This is a genomic window from Azospirillum soli (assembly GCF_017876165.1).
Taxonomy (GTDB): domain Bacteria; phylum Pseudomonadota; class Alphaproteobacteria; order Azospirillales; family Azospirillaceae; genus Azospirillum; species Azospirillum soli.
In genome coordinates, this window is record NZ_JAGINQ010000015.1 from 124,611 (window position 1) to 139,390 (window position 14,780).

Consider the following 14,780-nt stretch of genomic DNA (forward strand, 5'->3'; position numbering starts at 1 on the left):
GAACAGGCCCCTTGACCGAAACCGGGTGCAGGGTACCTATGGCGGCATGGTCGAGATCAAGAGGAAAGCGGCCCTGGTCACCGGGGCTGGCAAGCGGATCGGGCGCGCCATCGCGCTCGACCTCGCCGCGCAGGGCTGGGCCGTGGGCGTCCACTACCTGAACTCCCGTGCCGATGCCGATTCGGTGGTCGCCCACATCGAGGCGCAGGGCGGCATCGCTGTGGCACTCCACGCCGACCTGGAGCGGGAATCCGACGTCCAGGCCTTGGTGCCCGAGGCCGTCGAACGGATAGGCGCGCTGTCCCTCCTGGTCAACAACGCCTCCTGCTTCGAGCGCGATTCGGTCGAGGACGCCACCCGCGCCTCCTGGGACCGGCACATGGAGGCGAACCTGCGCGCCCCCTTCGTCCTGTCCCAGGCCTTCGCCGCGCAGGTTCCGGCCGACGAGAAGGGGCTGATCGTCAACCTGCTGGACCAGCGGGTGTGGAATCTCACCCCGCACTTCGTCTCCTACACGCTGTCGAAGGCCGGGCTGTGGACGCTGACGCGGACGCTGGCCATGGCGCTGGCGCCGCGCATCCGGGTCAACGGCATCGGCCCCGGCCCGACCCTGCGCAACAGCCGCCAGTCGGAGGAGGAGTTCGCCGCCCAGCGCGACGCCACTCCGCTCCAGCGCGGCACCTCGCCGGAGGAGATCTGCGCCGCCCTGCGCTTCCTGATCGACGCCCCGGCGGTGACCGGCCAGATGATCGCGCTCGACGGTGGAGAGCATCTGGGGTGGGCGCAACCCTCCGTCGGTTTCGTTCCCGTGGAATAGAACCAAGGCATGGCTTCGCCGCCTCGCGGCCATAGACCGCAAGTAACAATTTTTAACCAATTTGAAGCTTTGTCCGCTCGCAAGGACCGCGCGTTTTATACAGCTGTCCACCGGCTTGCAAGAGGTGGTTTGGGGGGTATGACAATTTTGTGCGCCGCATGCACCTACCCCTCTTGACTCTCATGCGCGCGAATAAAATCAACCACTTAGCAAGTTTGCTCAAAAAATAGGCAGCTCCCAGGAAGGCGTTGCGGCGCCTGACTTCGGAACAGCTACCCCATCCGTTATCGACAGACTTATCCACAATTTCCGTGGATATCCTTTCGAACGGGTGAGTCGGAAGCCTTAACTCTTTCGGCCAGGGGGCGGTTGACCCGGCCTGCGGCTTTGACGACATTCGGCCCATGGCCGACACCGTTCCAGAAACCCCGGATCTCGCCGTCAACGAGACCTCCGCCCCAGAGTCGTCCGCCCCCGAGGCAGCTGACGACTCTCCGTCGTCCCGCGCCCGCCGCCGCCCGGCGGACCTCGCGCGCGGCGTGGAGGTGATTCGCGAGCATCTGAAGACCCTGCCGCAGACGCCGGGCGTCTACCGCATGCTGGCTGGCGACGGGGCGGTGCTGTACGTCGGCAAGGCGAAGAACCTGAAGCGGCGGGTGTTCAACTACACCCAGGTCAACCGCCTGCCCGTGCGCCTTCAGCGCATGGTGTCGGAGACGGAAACCATGGAGTTCGTCACGACCCACACGGAGGTCGAGGCGCTCCTGCTCGAATCGAACCTGATCAAGCGGCTGATGCCGCGCTACAACGTGCTGCTGCGGGACGACAAAACCTTCCCGCACATCATGATCACCAAGGATCACGACTACCCGCAGCTGACCAAGCATCGCGGCGCCCGCAACCGCGACGCCGACTATTTCGGCCCCTTCGCTTCGGCCGGTGCCGTCAACCGCACCATCACGGCGCTCCAGCGCGCGTTCCTGCTGCGCAACTGCGCCGATACGGTCTTCGCCTCGCGCACGCGACCCTGCCTGCAATACCAGATCAAGCGCTGCACCGCGCCCTGCGTCGCCCGCGTCAGCCCGGAGGAGTACCAGGCCCAGGTCAACCAAGCCCGCGCTTTCCTGTCGGGCAAGAGCCGCGACATCCAGACCGAATTCGCCGCCAAGATGACCGAGGCGTCCGAAGCCCTGGACTTCGAGACCGCCGCCCGCTACCGCGACCGAATACGCGCCCTGACCGCTGTGCAGGCGCACCAGGACATCAACGTGGAAGGCGTGGTCGAGGACGCCGACGTGATCGCCGCCTATGCCGAGGGCGGGGTGACCTGCGTCCAGGTGTTCTTCTTCCGTGGCGGGCGCAATTACGGCAACCGCGCCTATTTTCCCAGCCATGACAAGTCCGCCGACACGCAGGAGGTTCTGGCCGCCTTCATCGCCCAGTTCTACGAGAACAAGGCCGCCCCGAACCTCGTGCTGGTCAGCCATGAGCTGCCCGAACTCGACCTGCTGACCGAGGCGCTCTCCCTCCGCGCCGGCCACAAGGTCGAACTGATCGAGCCCAAGCGGGGCGACAAGCGCCGCATCGTGGAGCACGCCCTGACCAACGCGCGCGAGGCGCACGGCCGCCGTTTGGCCGAAAGCTCCTCCCAGGCCCGCCTGCTCGACGGTGTCGCCGCCGTCTTCGGCCTGGACGGACCGCCGCAGCGAATCGAGGTCTACGACAACTCCCACGTCCAGGGCGCCCACGCCATCGGCGCCATGATCGTCGCGGGGCCGGAAGGCTTCATCAAGAACGCCTACCGCAAGTTCAACATCAAGTCCGAGGGTGCCGCCGGCGACGACTTCGCCATGATGCGCGAGGTTCTGACCCGCCGATTCGGCCGCGCGCTGAAGGAAGACCCCGAACGCGCCCAGGGCAGCTGGCCCGATCTGGTCCTGATCGACGGTGGGCAGGGGCAGCTGAACGTGGCGCTTGAGGTGCTGGCCGAACTGGGCATCGACGACGTGACGCTGGTCGGCATCGCCAAGGGCCCCGAACGCAACGCCGGCCGCGAGCATTTCTTCATGGAGGGCCGCGCGCCCTTCCAGATGGAGATGCGCGACCCGGTCCTCTACTTCCTGCAACGGCTGCGCGACGAGGCGCACCGCTTCGCCATCGGCACGCACCGCGCCAAGCGCACCAAGGCGCTGGGCAAGTCGATGATCGACGAGATCCCCGGCATCGGCCCGGCCCGTAAGAAGGCGCTGCTGCACCATTTCGGCAGCGCGGTCGCCGTGTCCCGCGCGGGACTCGCCGATCTGGAAGCGGTGGAAGGGATCAATCGGGCAGTTGCGAAAAAGATATACGATCATTTCCATCAGGACGGTTAGAATGGCGGTTCCCGTCGCGCCCGTCCCTCCCGAGTGTCCGAGTCCGAACCGATGCTGACCAGCCTGCCCAACCTGCTCACCCTGTCACGCATCGCGGTGATCCCGGTGGTCGTCGGGCTGTTCTACGTGCCGGAGGCGTGGGCCGCCTACACGGCCTGCGGGCTGTTCGCGGCGGCCTGCATCACCGACTATTTCGACGGCTATCTGGCCCGCGCGTGGGAGCAGGAAAGCGTCATCGGCAAGTTCCTCGACCCCATCGCGGACAAGCTGCTGGTCGCCGCGACGCTGATCATGCTGGTCGCCTTCACGCGCCTGACCGGCCTGTCGGTGCTGGCCGCCGTGGTCATTCTGCTGCGCGAGGTTCTCGTCTCGGGCCTGCGCGAATATCTGGCAGGCCTCAACGTCGGCGTGCCGGTGACGTGGCTGGCCAAGTGGAAGACGACCATCCAGATGGTGGCGCTGGGCTTCCTGATCGTCGGCGACTACGGCCCGGCGCACATCCCGGTCACCGCCATCGGCACGGCCGGCCTGTGGGCGGCGGCGATCCTGACCTTCGTCACCGGCTGGGACTACATGCGCGCCGGGCTGAAGCACATGATGGCCCACCAGCCCGCGAAGCGTCCGAAGGGTGCTCCGGCCCGGACCCCCGGCTGATCCTTATTCCATTCGCACGCGTGCGTGTTTCTGCTATTTGACCGCATCGACCATGCGGGGGTGAGCGCGTTCATGAAGATGTTCGGCCTGACGGGATGGAGCGGCAGCGGCAAGACGACGCTGATGGTCCGCCTGATCCCGGCGTTGACCCGCCAGGGTCTGACCGTCTCGACCATGAAGCACGCGCACAAGGGGTTCGACATCGACCACCCCGGCAAGGACAGCCACAACCATCGCATGGCCGGCGCGACGGAGGTCCTGGTCAGCTCGCCCAAGCGCTGGGCGCTGATGCATGAGATCCGCAACGACGAACCCGAACTGACCCTGAACGAGCTTCTGCCGAAGCTGTCGCCGGTGGATCTGCTGCTGATCGAAGGCTTCAAGCGCGAGCCCCACGAGAAGATCGAGGTGTGGCGCCGCTCGGTCGGCAAGCCGCTGATCGCCCCCGACGACCCGACCATCGTCGCCATCGCCAGCGACGGCCCGGTCCCGGATGCGCCCGTCCCCGTTTTCGACCTGAACGACGAGGATGCCATTGCAGAGTTCGTCATCGCCCGGTGTGGGTTGGCGGGCAGGGGACTTTAGCTTCCTGCGGCCCCCTCTCTCGCCGAGCGTGGGAGGGAGAGGGAGGGCAGGGCAATCGCATTCGAAGACGGTTGTCATTCCATAAAACAGCCGTCATCCCCGCGAAGGCGGGGATCCAGCGAGAGCCGCGTCAGCGGCGAGATAAGTCATGAGGCTCACGGACGCTCGCTTCTGGATTCCCGCTTTCGCGGGAATGACGATTTTCCTTTACAAAGAAGTCTCTCTCCGAATGCGATCGCCCTATAGGGAGGGGCAAAAGCTTGCAAAACAGGCAAGTCTCGTTCTGGGATTAAAATCCCACAAACCACCCCCGCACCCACCCATGCCCCGCACACCCGCCCTCATCCCTTCGTCCAATTCCCCGGCGGATTGTGCACCGACTGCTACACGTACGCTCACGAACAAATCACGCCAAGCCCTTATCCCGAAACGACAAATCACCCCATTTGCCCCATTGTGCATTTCCCGTTCCCTGCACAATCTGCACAACGATGTACAACGGGCTTCAACCCGCCCGGCCCGCCGGACTAGAGTGCGTCCATGGCTCAGCTCAGCAACGATTGCTTCGCCTTCGGCGGCGAGATGATGGCGGTGGAACAGGCTCTGGCCCAGCTGGCTGAGCGCGTCCACACGGTAACGGGAACCGAACGGGTCGGGCTGACCGACGCGCTGGGCCGTGTCCTGGCGGAGGAGGTCGTGGCGCCGTTCGACGTGCCGCCGCACGACAATTCCGCCGTGGACGGATACGCCGTCTTCTTCGACGACCTGACGCCCGATGGCGACACCACCCTTCCCATTACGGCCCGTGTCGCCGCCGGCCACCTGCTGGGTCGCCCTGGTCAGCGGGGCGAGGCGATCCGCATCTTCACCGGCGCCCCGATGCCCTCTGGCTTCGATACCGTGCTGATGCAAGAGGACTGCAGGACCGAAGGCGACACCGTCACCATCCCGGCCGGCATCAAGCGCGGCGCCAACCGCCGCCGTGCCGGCGAGGACATGGCGCGCGGCAGCACCGTCCTGAACGTTGGCCGCCGCCTGCGGCCGGAGGACATCGGGCTGCTCGCCTCGCTCGGCCGCCGCGACGTGGAGGTGCGCACACCGTTGCGCGCCGCTGTCTTCTCGACCGGCGACGAGGTCCGCGACCCCGGCGTTCCGCTGACCGAAGGCTGCATCTACGACGCCAACCGCTTCGCCCTGATCGCGGCGCTGCGCCAGCTCGGCTGCGCGGTCACCGACCTCGGCATCCTCCCGGACCGCCGCGACGCGATCCGCGACGCGCTGGGCGGCGCGGCCGCTTCCCACGACGTGCTCGTCACCTCCGGCGGCATGTCCATGGGGGAGGAGGACCACGTCAAGACGGCGGTGGAGGCGCAAGGCTCCCTCCATTTCTGGCGCCTCGCCATCAAGCCCGGCCGTCCGGTCGCGCTAGGTACCGTCAAGGATGCGGCCTTCGTCGGACTGCCTGGCAACCCCGTCGCCGTGATGGTCACCTTCCTGCGCATCGCCCGCCCGATCCTGCTGCGTCTCATGGGCGTGGCCGACGAGGCGCCGGCCCTGTTCCCGGTGCGTGCCGGCTTCACCTACAAAAAGAAGCCCGGCCGCCGCGAATATGTCCGCGCCACGCTGGTCCGCGCCGCCGATGGCGTCATGACCGCGGTCAAGCACCCGCGCGACGGTGCCGGTATCCTGTCGTCGATGGTTGAGTCCAACGGGCTGGTCGAGTTGCCGGAGGAGGCGACCCGCGTCGAGCCCGGCGTGATCGTCGATTTTCTGCCTTTCAGTGAGGTTCGGTGATGAAGGTCCTCTATTTCGCATGGTTGCGGACGAAGATCGGTGTCGCGGCCGAGACGGTGGACCTGCCGCCGGAGGTCAAGGACGTGGGCGGTCTGGTCGAATGGCTGAAGACCCGCAGCCCGAAGCACGCCGAGGCGCTCGCCAACTCCAAGGTCGTGAAGGTCGCGGTCAACCAGGAGCACGTCCCCTACGATCACCCGCTGAGCCCCGGCGACGAGGTGGCCCTGTTCCCGCCGGTGACCGGCGGCTGAGGCGACCGACATGGCCGGCGGCGCGCCGTCTTCCCGCCAATACCTGTTCCAGCCGCCCGAGCACGGCTTGCAGGCGGAACTGTACCTGCCCAAGCGCGCTGACTTTCAGGGCGTCCTTTACGACACGCTGACCGAGGCGTTCGACGCCGCCAACATCCGTGCCTACCTCGCCAACCTCCACACCCGGTCGCACATCGTGACCCTGCTGGAACGGCACTGGCCGGAACTGGCCCACAACATCGACGCCATCGCCGCGCGCCTGTGCTCGGGCATTCAGGGCTACACCATGTACGAGGTGGACGGCGTCTACGCCGGGGCCGGGGGCGTGGTGTCGGAACGCACGCAGATCGTCCGCCTGATGTTCGTGCCGGGCCTCGACGCCATGGCCGCCCGCGTCACGCTCGACCCCGATCCGGAGCGCAACCGCGCCCGCGTGCGGGACGAGGCGCAGATCCTGCTGCGCAACTACGGCGCCGACGCTGCCTTCTTCAAGGCGCGCAACGAGGACGCCCTAAAGCGTGGTGCCATCCCGGCCGAACTGCTGGACCTCTGCCGCACGCTGGAGGATTGGGTGGAGGAGGTGGGGCTGGTGCTGTACGGCTACGTCGCCGGCCGCGTCTGCCTCGCCATCCGCGACCGCCATCTGCGGCCGGAAGAAGAAATCTGGGTCACCACCAACTGGGGCTTCACCCTGAACGCCTTGCGCCTTGGCGGTGATGATGGGCGGTGACGACAAGGAAGGGGAAACGCCGTGACGGTGAAGGTTCAGCGCGAGGATTTCGACGTCGGGGCCGAACTGGCCGCCATGACGCGTGGAAAGACCTCGATCGGTGGCGTCACCCTGTTCGTCGGCCTTGTTCGTGATATGGCCGGCGGGGAGTCGGTCAGCGCCATGACGCTCGAACACTATCCCGGCATGACCGAAAAGCAGCTGGAGGCCATCGAGGCGGAGGCCCGCGCTCGCTGGCCGCTGGACGATGCGCTCATCATCCACCGCTACGGCCGGCTGGAGCCCGGCGACCAGATCGTGCTGGTCGCCACCGCCAGCGCCCACCGCGAAGCCGCTTTCGAAAGCTGCCACTTCCTGATCGACTGGCTGAAGACCAAGGCCCCCTTCTGGAAGCTGGAAGCGACCCCGGAGGGCGAACGCTGGGTGGAGGCCAAGGACTCCGACGACGCGGCGGCGGCCCGCTGGGCCAACCAAGACGGAGATCAAAAAGGGTGAAATGAGACGCGGGACACAGCCGGAGCCTCGCCTGTTGTGATTAGGCTCTCCCCTCGCGAAGCCAGCGAGACAGTCCGGAGTGCCTGATCATGCGAGTCTGGCCTGTGGCCCTCGGCGTCATCGCCGTGCTTGGCGCAGCCGTCCCGACCTCACGTTCCGTTGCGGAGCAGGTTGTCGCCGACCGCGCCAGCGGCTGCCGGATCCGGGACCAATACCCGGATGCCCGCAAGACCATCCGCTGGGCCGGCCAATGCCGCAACGGCTTCGCCCACGGCGGCGGCATGCTGGAATGGGCCTACAACGGCCGTCCCGACGGCTGGGTCGAGGGCACCTTCGCCGATGGCCGCCTGGAGGGCGAAGCCCGTGTCGAGTGGGAGGATGGCCGGGAATTCACCGGCACTTTCCGGAACGGCCGCGCCTCCGGCTATGGCGTCTTCGTCTGGCCCGATGGCCGGCGCTACGCCGGGGAGTGGGAGGACGACCGCCGCACCGGCTTCGGCACCCTGACCTTCCCGGATGGCCACCGTTACGTCGGCAACTTCATCCGCAACCGTCCGACCGGGGAAGGGGAGTTCATCACCGCCATGGGCACCCGCTACGCCGCGCGGGTCGAGCCGAACGGCGACATTCGCCCCGGCCCCATTCTGAGCCCCGACGAGCGCGCCCAGCCGCCGCAATCCAAGCCCCAAACACGCAAACCCAGAGAAGCCAAGCCCGGGGAGTCCAAATCCCCGCAAACCGCCGAGCGGCCATCCCAGCCGGAAAGCCTCGACGAGTGGCTGCGCGAACCGACCCCAGCCCCCAACCGTTGAGCAGACCTGCATCGACTGCAATTGCGGCGGGCCATCCCGCCGTGCTCCCATCCTTCTCCCCATTCCAGGAGACGATGGATGAGCTGGCAGACGCTCGGGCTGTTTCTGGTGACCACCTTCGTGCTGTCGATGACGCCCGGCCCCAACATGCTGCTGGCGATGAGCCTCGGCCTCAGATACGGCGTCAGCCGCGCCGCCTGGGGCGGGTTCGGCATGTGCGTGGCGCTTGCGACCCTGGCGACCCTGTCGGTGCTGGGCCTCGGCGCGCTTCTGGCCGCGTCGGAAGCAGCCTTCCTGACCGTGAAGTGGGCGGGTGTGGCCTATCTGACCTGGCTCGGCATCGCCGCGTGGCGCGCCCCCACGGGGGAAGGGACGGCCAATTCCGCCACCCAGCCCACCGAAGACGTCTCGGCTGTCCGGCTGTTTCTGCGGGGCGCGCTGGTCGCATTCAGCAATCCCAAGGCCCTGGTCTTCATGGCGGCCCTGTTCCCGCAGTTCATCGAGCCGTCGGCACCGCTGGGGCCGCAGCTCGTGGCGCTGGTCATCATGATGACGGTGGTGGAGTTCGCCTGGATCATGGCCTACGCCATGGGCGGAAACAGCATCGGCGCCCGCCTGACCAGCGCCTCCGCCGCCAAGACCCTGAACCGGCTGACCGGTGGGCTGATGATCGGTGCCGGCGGGCTGCTCGCGCTCGCCCGCCGTCTATAAGTTCCGCTTCTGTAACCTCAGTTTACCTTGCGCAGCACGGTTTCCAGGCGGCCCTTACCGGACCTTTCCAGCCACATGGCCGCCATCCGCCCGTCGGTGCGCAGGTTGTACCGCAGGGTGTTCCGGCCCTTCTCGTCGAAGACCAGCTCGTCGCCCTCGACCCGGCCCTTGCGGCGGACCCGTTCGATGGTCTGGTCGGGCTCCATTCCCGGCCCCAGCACATAGTCGGCGTAGACCGTGTCGCCCTCGATCCGGTCCACCGACAGGGCCACCTCCCGACCGTTGATGTAGGCGCCGTACCACGTGCCGAGGAACGGCTGGGCCGAAGAGGCCGGCGCCGAACCGCCGGTCCGCGAACCGGGCAGGGCCGCCTGCAACAGGTCGGGGCTCGGCGTGCGGCCCCACGCCTCGTCGCAGGACGGGTCGCCGGGCTGCGGAGGGGCTTCCGCGAAGCGCACGATGCAGGCCCCGAACCGGCGGACGAACAGGCCGGTGTTGGCGGCACCATGGCCGGTCAGAAGGGCCGGCTGGTCCACCACCAGATGCTGAAGCCCGCGCGAGGCAAGGACGTTGCGGGCCTGTTCCCCACGCCCGCCCGGATCGAAATCGTCGCCGTGGAAGAAGAACAGCATCACCCGCGAACTGCGCACGTTGCGCAGGATCGGCCAGAGCTGGCTGGCGTTGTCGCGGAAGCTGTCGTACGCCTCCGAGAAATTCCCGAAGGCCGCCGGCGCCGTGCCGATCACCGCGTCGATCCGCTCCGTCTGTCCCGCCGCCATCAGCGAAATGAACGCCCCGAACGACTGGCCGGTCAGGACCACGCGCCGGTATCCCCGTTCCTTCAACTGGTCGGCATGACCGGCCAGCGCGCGGGAGCTGTTGGGCAGGGTATCGCTGACCCGCATGCGGTCCAGCCGGTACACGTCCCAGCCGGCGTCGCGCAGCGCCTTCATGTAAGAGGGGGTCGGGGCGTTGGAATCCTCGACCTCGATCGAGCGGCCATGGCTCCAGACCACGGCGCCCCTGGCCTGGGAGGGCCCCAGAAGGGCTTCCTCGCCATAGGCCGCGTTCAACCGAATCTGCGCCGTGGCCGTGGTCGCCGTCGCAAGAACGGCTGCCGCCGCCATAAGCCCAAGAATTGCCTGTCCGAAAATCCGCTTCATCCTTCCACGCTCCATGCTGCGAGCGAGGGGAAGAATTCGCCATTACGGTTAATCCAATCTTTCCAGCGCGGGCCGGCCAAACATTGTCACGGTTTGGGAAGCCAAGCGGGGCTGTGGCGGTCCGCCGCACCTCTGAAAATGAGAATTACTCGCAATTAAACGCGGACTGCGTTAACTTCCTTCCGTCACTCATGTCGGGAAGGGTTCGTTATGTGTGAGACGGTTGGGGAAGGGCGTCTGTCACCCTGGACGCTGGCGGATCTGACGGCGGCGGAGCGGGCGCTTCTGACCAGTTTCCGACAGTGGTTTCGCGATGGCACGGCGGGCGCGATGGTCGCCATGAGGGCGGGCTTCTCGGTCGCCGGCGTGCCGGCCACGGCGCTGCTTCCCCTCTTCGCGATGCTGGGCACCTTCGCTGTCTCGCAGGCCGCTCGGCCGGAAATTCGCTGCCCGTCCTGTTCGCGGGTTGGGATGGACGAAATGGCCCTGCTCGACGCCTTGGCGGCCATGCAGGCAGGGGAGGAGGACGTGGCGACCCAGGTGCTCGACCGCTGGCTCCCGATGGTGGCCCTGTGCATGGCGACCGATTCCGCGCGGGAACTCACCCGCATTCTGGACGGTGCCCGCATCCGTCTGCCGCGCCGCCGGCCCGCCCGGCTGATCGCCATGGCGGCGGAGTAATCGCCTCAGGAATGGGCCATCCGCTTTACGGGTTCGATCACCAGAGACTTGCTCAGGATCCACTGGTCGATTGGGACCTGCACGAACTCCCCGGACGGGGTGCGGTAGGAATACCGGCCCCGCTCCGTCCCGCAAGGCACGTAGCCGAGCCGGTCGTAGAAGGCGAGCACCCCGGCGTTGTCGCGATCGACCCCCAGTTCGGCCTCGCGAAAGCCGTGATCCAGGACCGTTCGCTCGCCCATCGCCATCAACCGCGTTCCGAGCCCCTGCTTGCGGAACGGCTGAAACACCCGCAAGGCCCACAGGGTGGCCCGGCGCACGTGGCGCTTGCGGATGAAATCGATGCAGAGCTGGCCGGCCGGAAAGCCGTTGACCTCGGCCACCAGCAGGGCGCCGCTGCCGCGTTCCTGCATGCGGTACGCGTTGGCGAGGATTTCCCGATGGGGGGTGTGCAGGCCGAACCACTCCAAATCCGGCAGGTCGTTCCGGCGGGCGAAGCGGATCGTGACGGGCAGAGTAAGAACGTCCTGTTTTGTGGAGCCACCCTCCATGATTCCTCCCGATCTTCATTCCTTTGCCGGGAAAACGGCCATCGACCGGATCGCGTTCCCGTGTGAAACCGGACACGCCCGTTCGCGTTGATCCGGCGATCGGGTTCTGAACGGAGAAGACGTGTGGACACCGTTTGGCCGCCGGAAGCGGTCGACCTGCTCGGTCGAGCCGCTGCGCTGTTGCGAGCGCGCCAAGTCCGAGAAAGCTTGGACCTGTACGATCAGGCCATGATGCTGGGTGTCGATCCGCTCGCCATCGGAGGCGAGCGGTGGAAGGCGCACATGCTGCTGGGAGAGTTCGAGGCCGCCTGGACCATCAGCGACCAGGTGCTTGCGGCGATGAATCCCGCCGATCTCAACCGGACCGACCGGCCCTTTCACCAGCGGGCGGTGTGGGACGGCACGCCGTTCAATGGACGGTCGGTGGTGGTGCGCTGTTACCATGGGCTCGGTGACATCGTGCAATTCGCCCGTTACCTGCCGCTCGTCGCGCGGCAGGCGTCACGGTTGACGGTGCAAGCGCCGGAGGCCGTTCATGACCTGCTCTCGACGTTTCCCGGTGTGAAGACACTGGTTCCATTGTCCGACGACGCGCCACTGCCCGGGATTTCGGTGCAGGCGGAACTGATGGAATTGCCTTTTGCCTTCCGCACGTCTCTCGACACCTTGCCGGCTTCGGTTCCCTACCTTGCGGTGGACGCCAAACGCGTGGCCGAACAGGCGGCTCGTCTGACGCGTCGAGGGCGATTGACCGTCGGGCTGGCTTGGGCGGCCGGCGGCTGGGACGGAGGGCACCGGTCGCTCCCGTCATCGCTGGTCGAACGATTGATGAGCGTGCCGGACATCGATTGGGTCTGCCTGCAACGAGGCGCACCGCTGGACCACGCCGGAGCGCTCCCATTTTGCGACCGAGGCCCGCGCAGCATGGATCTGCTCGATACCGCGGCGACGATCAGGGCTTTGGACCTCGTTGTTTCCGTCGATACGGTGGTCGCTCACTTGGCTGGTGCGCTGGGGGCGCCGGTCTGGACGATACTCCACCATGAAGCGGACTGGCGCTGGATGCTTGGCCGCTCTGACAGTCCTTGGTACCCGACAATGCTCCTTTATCGCCAGCTGTCTCCCGGCCAGTGGGAAGCTGTCGTCGAGGAGATCCGGGAGGCCTTGGCCGGGTGGGATATCACCGCGTGACGGAATAGGTCGGTTGACCGGTTGCAAGCATGAGCAACACGAGCGAGACTTTAATGCGGCACCGTACGGCATGACGACGCGTGGCCGCGGTCGTGCAACCTTTTGGCACCCTGCTCATTGAACTGAGCCAAAGGCATACAACCGCAGACCGCGTTGACAGCCTTCGCGTGTTTCGGTAAGTGTCTAAACGAAGGACGATAAAGACTGAATCACCCCGGTGGACAGAAACTTTTATCTAAAATCGTCTGAATCGGTGGAGGGCACAGCCATGATGAGAGTTGTGAATCTTGGGCGTACCGGGCTTTTCGTCGTTATGCGCGGTGGGGCGGTGGAGACCTTGGCGGGGCGCAGCTATTGGCGCTCGCTTGACGATGTCTGGAAGGCCGCGCGCGCTGAAAACGTGACCGTGAGCGACATGGTCGTCCGCACAGCGATGTGACCAGACCATATGAGACACCGGAAAGGGCGTGCGCGCCGACGGCATCCATGAAGCCGATCAGGCGCGCACCCATTCGGTGCACCGGTCAACCAGCGCGCACCCGCGCCAGGAACCGATCCACTTCGGTGCCGAGCGTGGAAGACTGGCGGGTCAACTCGTTGGTCGCGTCAAGCACGTTGCGCGCCTCGCTGCCGGTGTCGGCGGCTGAGCCGTTGACGCGCACGATGGTCTCGCTTACTTCGCGGGTGCCGATGGACGCCTGCTGAACGTTCCGAGCGATCTCGGTGGTCGCGGCGCCCTGTTCTTCCATGGACGTGGCGATCGACGTCGAGATCTCGTTGATCCGCGAGATGGTTTCGGAGATCGAGCGGATCGCGCCGACGGCCTCCTGGGTCGCACCCTGAACGGCGCCGATCTGGGCGTTGATCTCTTCGGTCGCCTTGGCCGTCTGGTTGGCGAGGCTCTTCACTTCCGACGCCACGACCGCGAAGCCCTTGCCGGCCTCTCCGGCCCGCGCGGCCTCGATGGTCGCGTTCAGCGCCAGCAGGTTGGTCTGGCTGGCGATGTCGTGAATGAGCTTCACCACCTGCCCGATCTTGCTGGCAGCGTCCGCAAGGCCCTGCACCGTGTTGTTGGTCCGTTCGGCCTGCGACATCGCCTCGCTGGCGATGGCCGCGGACTGAGTCACCTGATGGCTGATCTCGCCGATGGAGGCGGTCAGTTCCTCCGCCGCCGCCGCCACCGTCTGGATGTTGACGGAGGCTTCCTCGGCCGCCGCCGCCACCTGGGTAGACTGGACGCTGGTTTCCTCGGCCGTGCGGCTCATCTTCTGGGCGGTGCCCTGAAGCGTCTGCGCGGCGTTCGCCACGGCTTGGACCACGCCCTTGACCTCACGCTCGAAGGCGTCGGCGGTGCTGCCCAATTCGCGGGAGATGATGGCGGCGGTGTTCAGATCGACATAGACCGAGGTCGCCAAATCCATGTCGAGGAAGACAGCCTTGTTGATCGACTGCAACAGCAGCGCCAGCTTTTCCGGCTTCTTGCGGTACACTTGAGCGGCAAGGTCGATCAGCTTGTTCAGGGTGAAGCAGTAGGCGCCCATGTACCAGCGCGGCTCCAGGCCGATTCGCTGGTGCGCCTGACCGATCTTGAGCACCTGCGCCATGTAGGTGTCGTCGAAAGTGCCGGTGAAAACGCTCTTCAGCCAGTGCTGCTTCTGCATGTCGCGCGCGCGGCTGACCGTCGCCGGATTGACAAGAAGATGCGAGACCTGGGGGATCGTGCGCAGGTAACCGTAAAAATCTTCCAGGATTTGGTCAATGCGTTGCGCCAGATAGGGCTGGAACTCCCGAAGAGCGGCCTTTCCGGTTTCGTCGATGCGCAGAAACGAGATGCGGTCGAGGATGGACTGAGTCTGGGCGGCATGCGACATGGCGGCTTCCTCGGGCGAAAGGTCGACGGCAGCTTACGCAGGATTTGTATAGAATGCAAAATAATCTACTGCGAGTGGGCCACTATGGTGTGGTGATAGAGT

At 66.2% G+C, this 14,780-nt stretch carries 16 protein-coding genes; 13 read left to right on the forward strand and 3 right to left on the reverse strand.

Annotation, left to right across the window (positions count from 1 at the left end; translation table 11 throughout):
* Positions 1 to 46: 46 nt before the first annotated feature.
* From J2852_RS21770 to J2852_RS21815, 10 genes are all read left to right on the forward strand, one after another.
* Positions 47 to 817, forward strand: a complete 771-nt coding sequence (locus J2852_RS21770) for an SDR family oxidoreductase (RefSeq protein WP_209879753.1) — start codon at positions 47 to 49, stop codon at positions 815 to 817.
* Between the two features lie 404 nt (positions 818 to 1,221).
* Positions 1,222 to 3,189: an excinuclease ABC subunit UvrC gene (uvrC, locus tag J2852_RS21775; RefSeq protein ID WP_209879648.1), complete on the forward strand. Its 1,968-nt coding sequence runs from the start codon at positions 1,222 to 1,224 to the stop codon at positions 3,187 to 3,189.
* Positions 3,190 to 3,240: 51 nt separating this feature from the next.
* Entirely contained in the window at positions 3,241 to 3,843 is a 603-nt protein-coding gene (gene pgsA, locus J2852_RS21780) for a CDP-diacylglycerol--glycerol-3-phosphate 3-phosphatidyltransferase (RefSeq protein ID WP_209879651.1), read from the forward strand.
* 72 nt (positions 3,844 to 3,915) lie between these two features.
* Positions 3,916 to 4,428 (forward strand): molybdopterin-guanine dinucleotide biosynthesis protein B, encoded by a 513-nt coding sequence (gene mobB / locus J2852_RS21785; protein WP_209879654.1) that lies wholly within the window; start codon positions 3,916 to 3,918, stop codon positions 4,426 to 4,428.
* Positions 4,429 to 4,968: 540 nt separating this feature from the next.
* Complete coding sequence (moeA, locus tag J2852_RS21790; RefSeq protein WP_209879657.1) at positions 4,969 to 6,222, forward strand: molybdopterin molybdotransferase MoeA; 1,254 nt, start codon at positions 4,969 to 4,971, stop codon at positions 6,220 to 6,222.
* On the forward strand, positions 6,222 to 6,473 hold the full coding sequence (gene moaD / locus J2852_RS21795) for a molybdopterin converting factor subunit 1 (RefSeq protein WP_209879660.1): 252 nt from the start codon (positions 6,222 to 6,224) through the stop codon (positions 6,471 to 6,473). The genes moeA and moaD overlap by 1 nt, the downstream gene beginning before the upstream one ends.
* Before the next feature lie 10 nt (positions 6,474 to 6,483).
* A complete protein-coding gene (locus J2852_RS21800; RefSeq protein WP_209879663.1) occupies positions 6,484 to 7,203 on the forward strand; it encodes a hypothetical protein in 720 nt (239 codons plus the stop codon).
* Between the two features lie 21 nt (positions 7,204 to 7,224).
* Positions 7,225 to 7,698, forward strand: coding sequence for a molybdopterin synthase catalytic subunit MoaE (gene moaE / locus J2852_RS21805; RefSeq protein ID WP_209879665.1), 474 nt, complete (start codon positions 7,225 to 7,227; stop codon positions 7,696 to 7,698).
* A gap of 89 nt (positions 7,699 to 7,787) precedes the next feature.
* Entirely contained in the window at positions 7,788 to 8,510 is a 723-nt protein-coding gene (locus J2852_RS21810; RefSeq protein WP_209879668.1) for an MORN repeat-containing protein, read from the forward strand.
* Positions 8,511 to 8,588: 78 nt separating this feature from the next.
* On the forward strand, positions 8,589 to 9,221 hold the full coding sequence (locus J2852_RS21815; RefSeq protein WP_209879671.1) for a LysE family translocator: 633 nt from the start codon (positions 8,589 to 8,591) through the stop codon (positions 9,219 to 9,221).
* A 17-nt stretch (positions 9,222 to 9,238) separates the two neighbouring features.
* Here the strand turns inward: J2852_RS21815 and J2852_RS21820 are convergent, their stop codons facing one another.
* Positions 9,239 to 10,384 carry an alpha/beta hydrolase gene (locus tag J2852_RS21820; RefSeq protein ID WP_209879674.1) on the reverse strand — a complete coding sequence of 382 codons (1,146 nt, stop codon included), beginning with the start codon at positions 10,382 to 10,384 and terminating at the stop codon, positions 9,239 to 9,241.
* Between the two features lie 210 nt (positions 10,385 to 10,594).
* On the opposite strand from J2852_RS21820, the gene J2852_RS21825 reads away from it, so the two are divergent.
* Positions 10,595 to 11,065, forward strand: coding sequence for a hypothetical protein (locus tag J2852_RS21825; RefSeq protein ID WP_209879677.1), 471 nt, complete (start codon positions 10,595 to 10,597; stop codon positions 11,063 to 11,065).
* 5 nt (positions 11,066 to 11,070) lie between these two features.
* Here the strand turns inward: J2852_RS21825 and J2852_RS21830 are convergent, their stop codons facing one another.
* Complete coding sequence (locus tag J2852_RS21830; protein WP_209879680.1) at positions 11,071 to 11,616, reverse strand: GNAT family N-acetyltransferase; 546 nt, start codon at positions 11,614 to 11,616, stop codon at positions 11,071 to 11,073.
* Positions 11,617 to 11,739: 123 nt separating this feature from the next.
* On the opposite strand from J2852_RS21830, the gene J2852_RS32265 reads away from it, so the two are divergent.
* Positions 11,740 to 12,807 carry a glycosyltransferase family 9 protein gene (locus J2852_RS32265; RefSeq protein ID WP_209879683.1) on the forward strand — a complete coding sequence of 356 codons (1,068 nt, stop codon included), beginning with the start codon at positions 11,740 to 11,742 and terminating at the stop codon, positions 12,805 to 12,807.
* 268 nt (positions 12,808 to 13,075) lie between these two features.
* Complete coding sequence (locus J2852_RS21840) at positions 13,076 to 13,246, forward strand: hypothetical protein (protein WP_209879685.1); 171 nt, start codon at positions 13,076 to 13,078, stop codon at positions 13,244 to 13,246.
* 85 nt (positions 13,247 to 13,331) lie between these two features.
* Here J2852_RS21840 and J2852_RS21845 read toward each other — a convergent pair whose 3' ends face one another.
* Positions 13,332 to 14,678 carry a globin-coupled sensor protein gene (locus J2852_RS21845; RefSeq protein WP_209879688.1) on the reverse strand — a complete coding sequence of 449 codons (1,347 nt, stop codon included), beginning with the start codon at positions 14,676 to 14,678 and terminating at the stop codon, positions 13,332 to 13,334.
* Positions 14,679 to 14,780 lie beyond the last annotated feature (102 nt).

Bases quoted from the DNA above. Each gene is read 5' to 3' on its own strand.
- moaD (WP_209879660.1), top strand. From the start codon at position 6,222: ATGAAGGTCCTCTATTTCGCATGGTTGCGGACGAAGATCGGTGTCGCG.
- J2852_RS21845 (WP_209879688.1), bottom strand. From the start codon at position 14,678: ATGTCGCATGCCGCCCAGACTCAGTCCATCCTCGACCGCATCTCGTTT.
- J2852_RS21820 (WP_209879674.1), bottom strand. From the start codon at position 10,384: ATGAAGCGGATTTTCGGACAGGCAATTCTTGGGCTTATGGCGGCGGCA.
- mobB (WP_209879654.1), top strand. From the start codon at position 3,916: ATGAAGATGTTCGGCCTGACGGGATGGAGCGGCAGCGGCAAGACGACG.
- J2852_RS21815 (WP_209879671.1), top strand. From the start codon at position 8,589: ATGAGCTGGCAGACGCTCGGGCTGTTTCTGGTGACCACCTTCGTGCTG.
- J2852_RS21810 (WP_209879668.1), top strand. From the start codon at position 7,788: ATGCGAGTCTGGCCTGTGGCCCTCGGCGTCATCGCCGTGCTTGGCGCA.
- J2852_RS21800 (WP_209879663.1), top strand. From the start codon at position 6,484: ATGGCCGGCGGCGCGCCGTCTTCCCGCCAATACCTGTTCCAGCCGCCC.
- J2852_RS21840 (WP_209879685.1), top strand. From the start codon at position 13,076: ATGATGAGAGTTGTGAATCTTGGGCGTACCGGGCTTTTCGTCGTTATG.
- J2852_RS21825 (WP_209879677.1), top strand. From the start codon at position 10,595: ATGTGTGAGACGGTTGGGGAAGGGCGTCTGTCACCCTGGACGCTGGCG.
- moeA (WP_209879657.1), top strand. From the start codon at position 4,969: ATGGCTCAGCTCAGCAACGATTGCTTCGCCTTCGGCGGCGAGATGATG.
- uvrC (WP_209879648.1), top strand. From the start codon at position 1,222: ATGGCCGACACCGTTCCAGAAACCCCGGATCTCGCCGTCAACGAGACC.
- J2852_RS21770 (WP_209879753.1), top strand. From the start codon at position 47: ATGGTCGAGATCAAGAGGAAAGCGGCCCTGGTCACCGGGGCTGGCAAG.
- J2852_RS21830 (WP_209879680.1), bottom strand. From the start codon at position 11,616: ATGGAGGGTGGCTCCACAAAACAGGACGTTCTTACTCTGCCCGTCACG.
- pgsA (WP_209879651.1), top strand. From the start codon at position 3,241: ATGCTGACCAGCCTGCCCAACCTGCTCACCCTGTCACGCATCGCGGTG.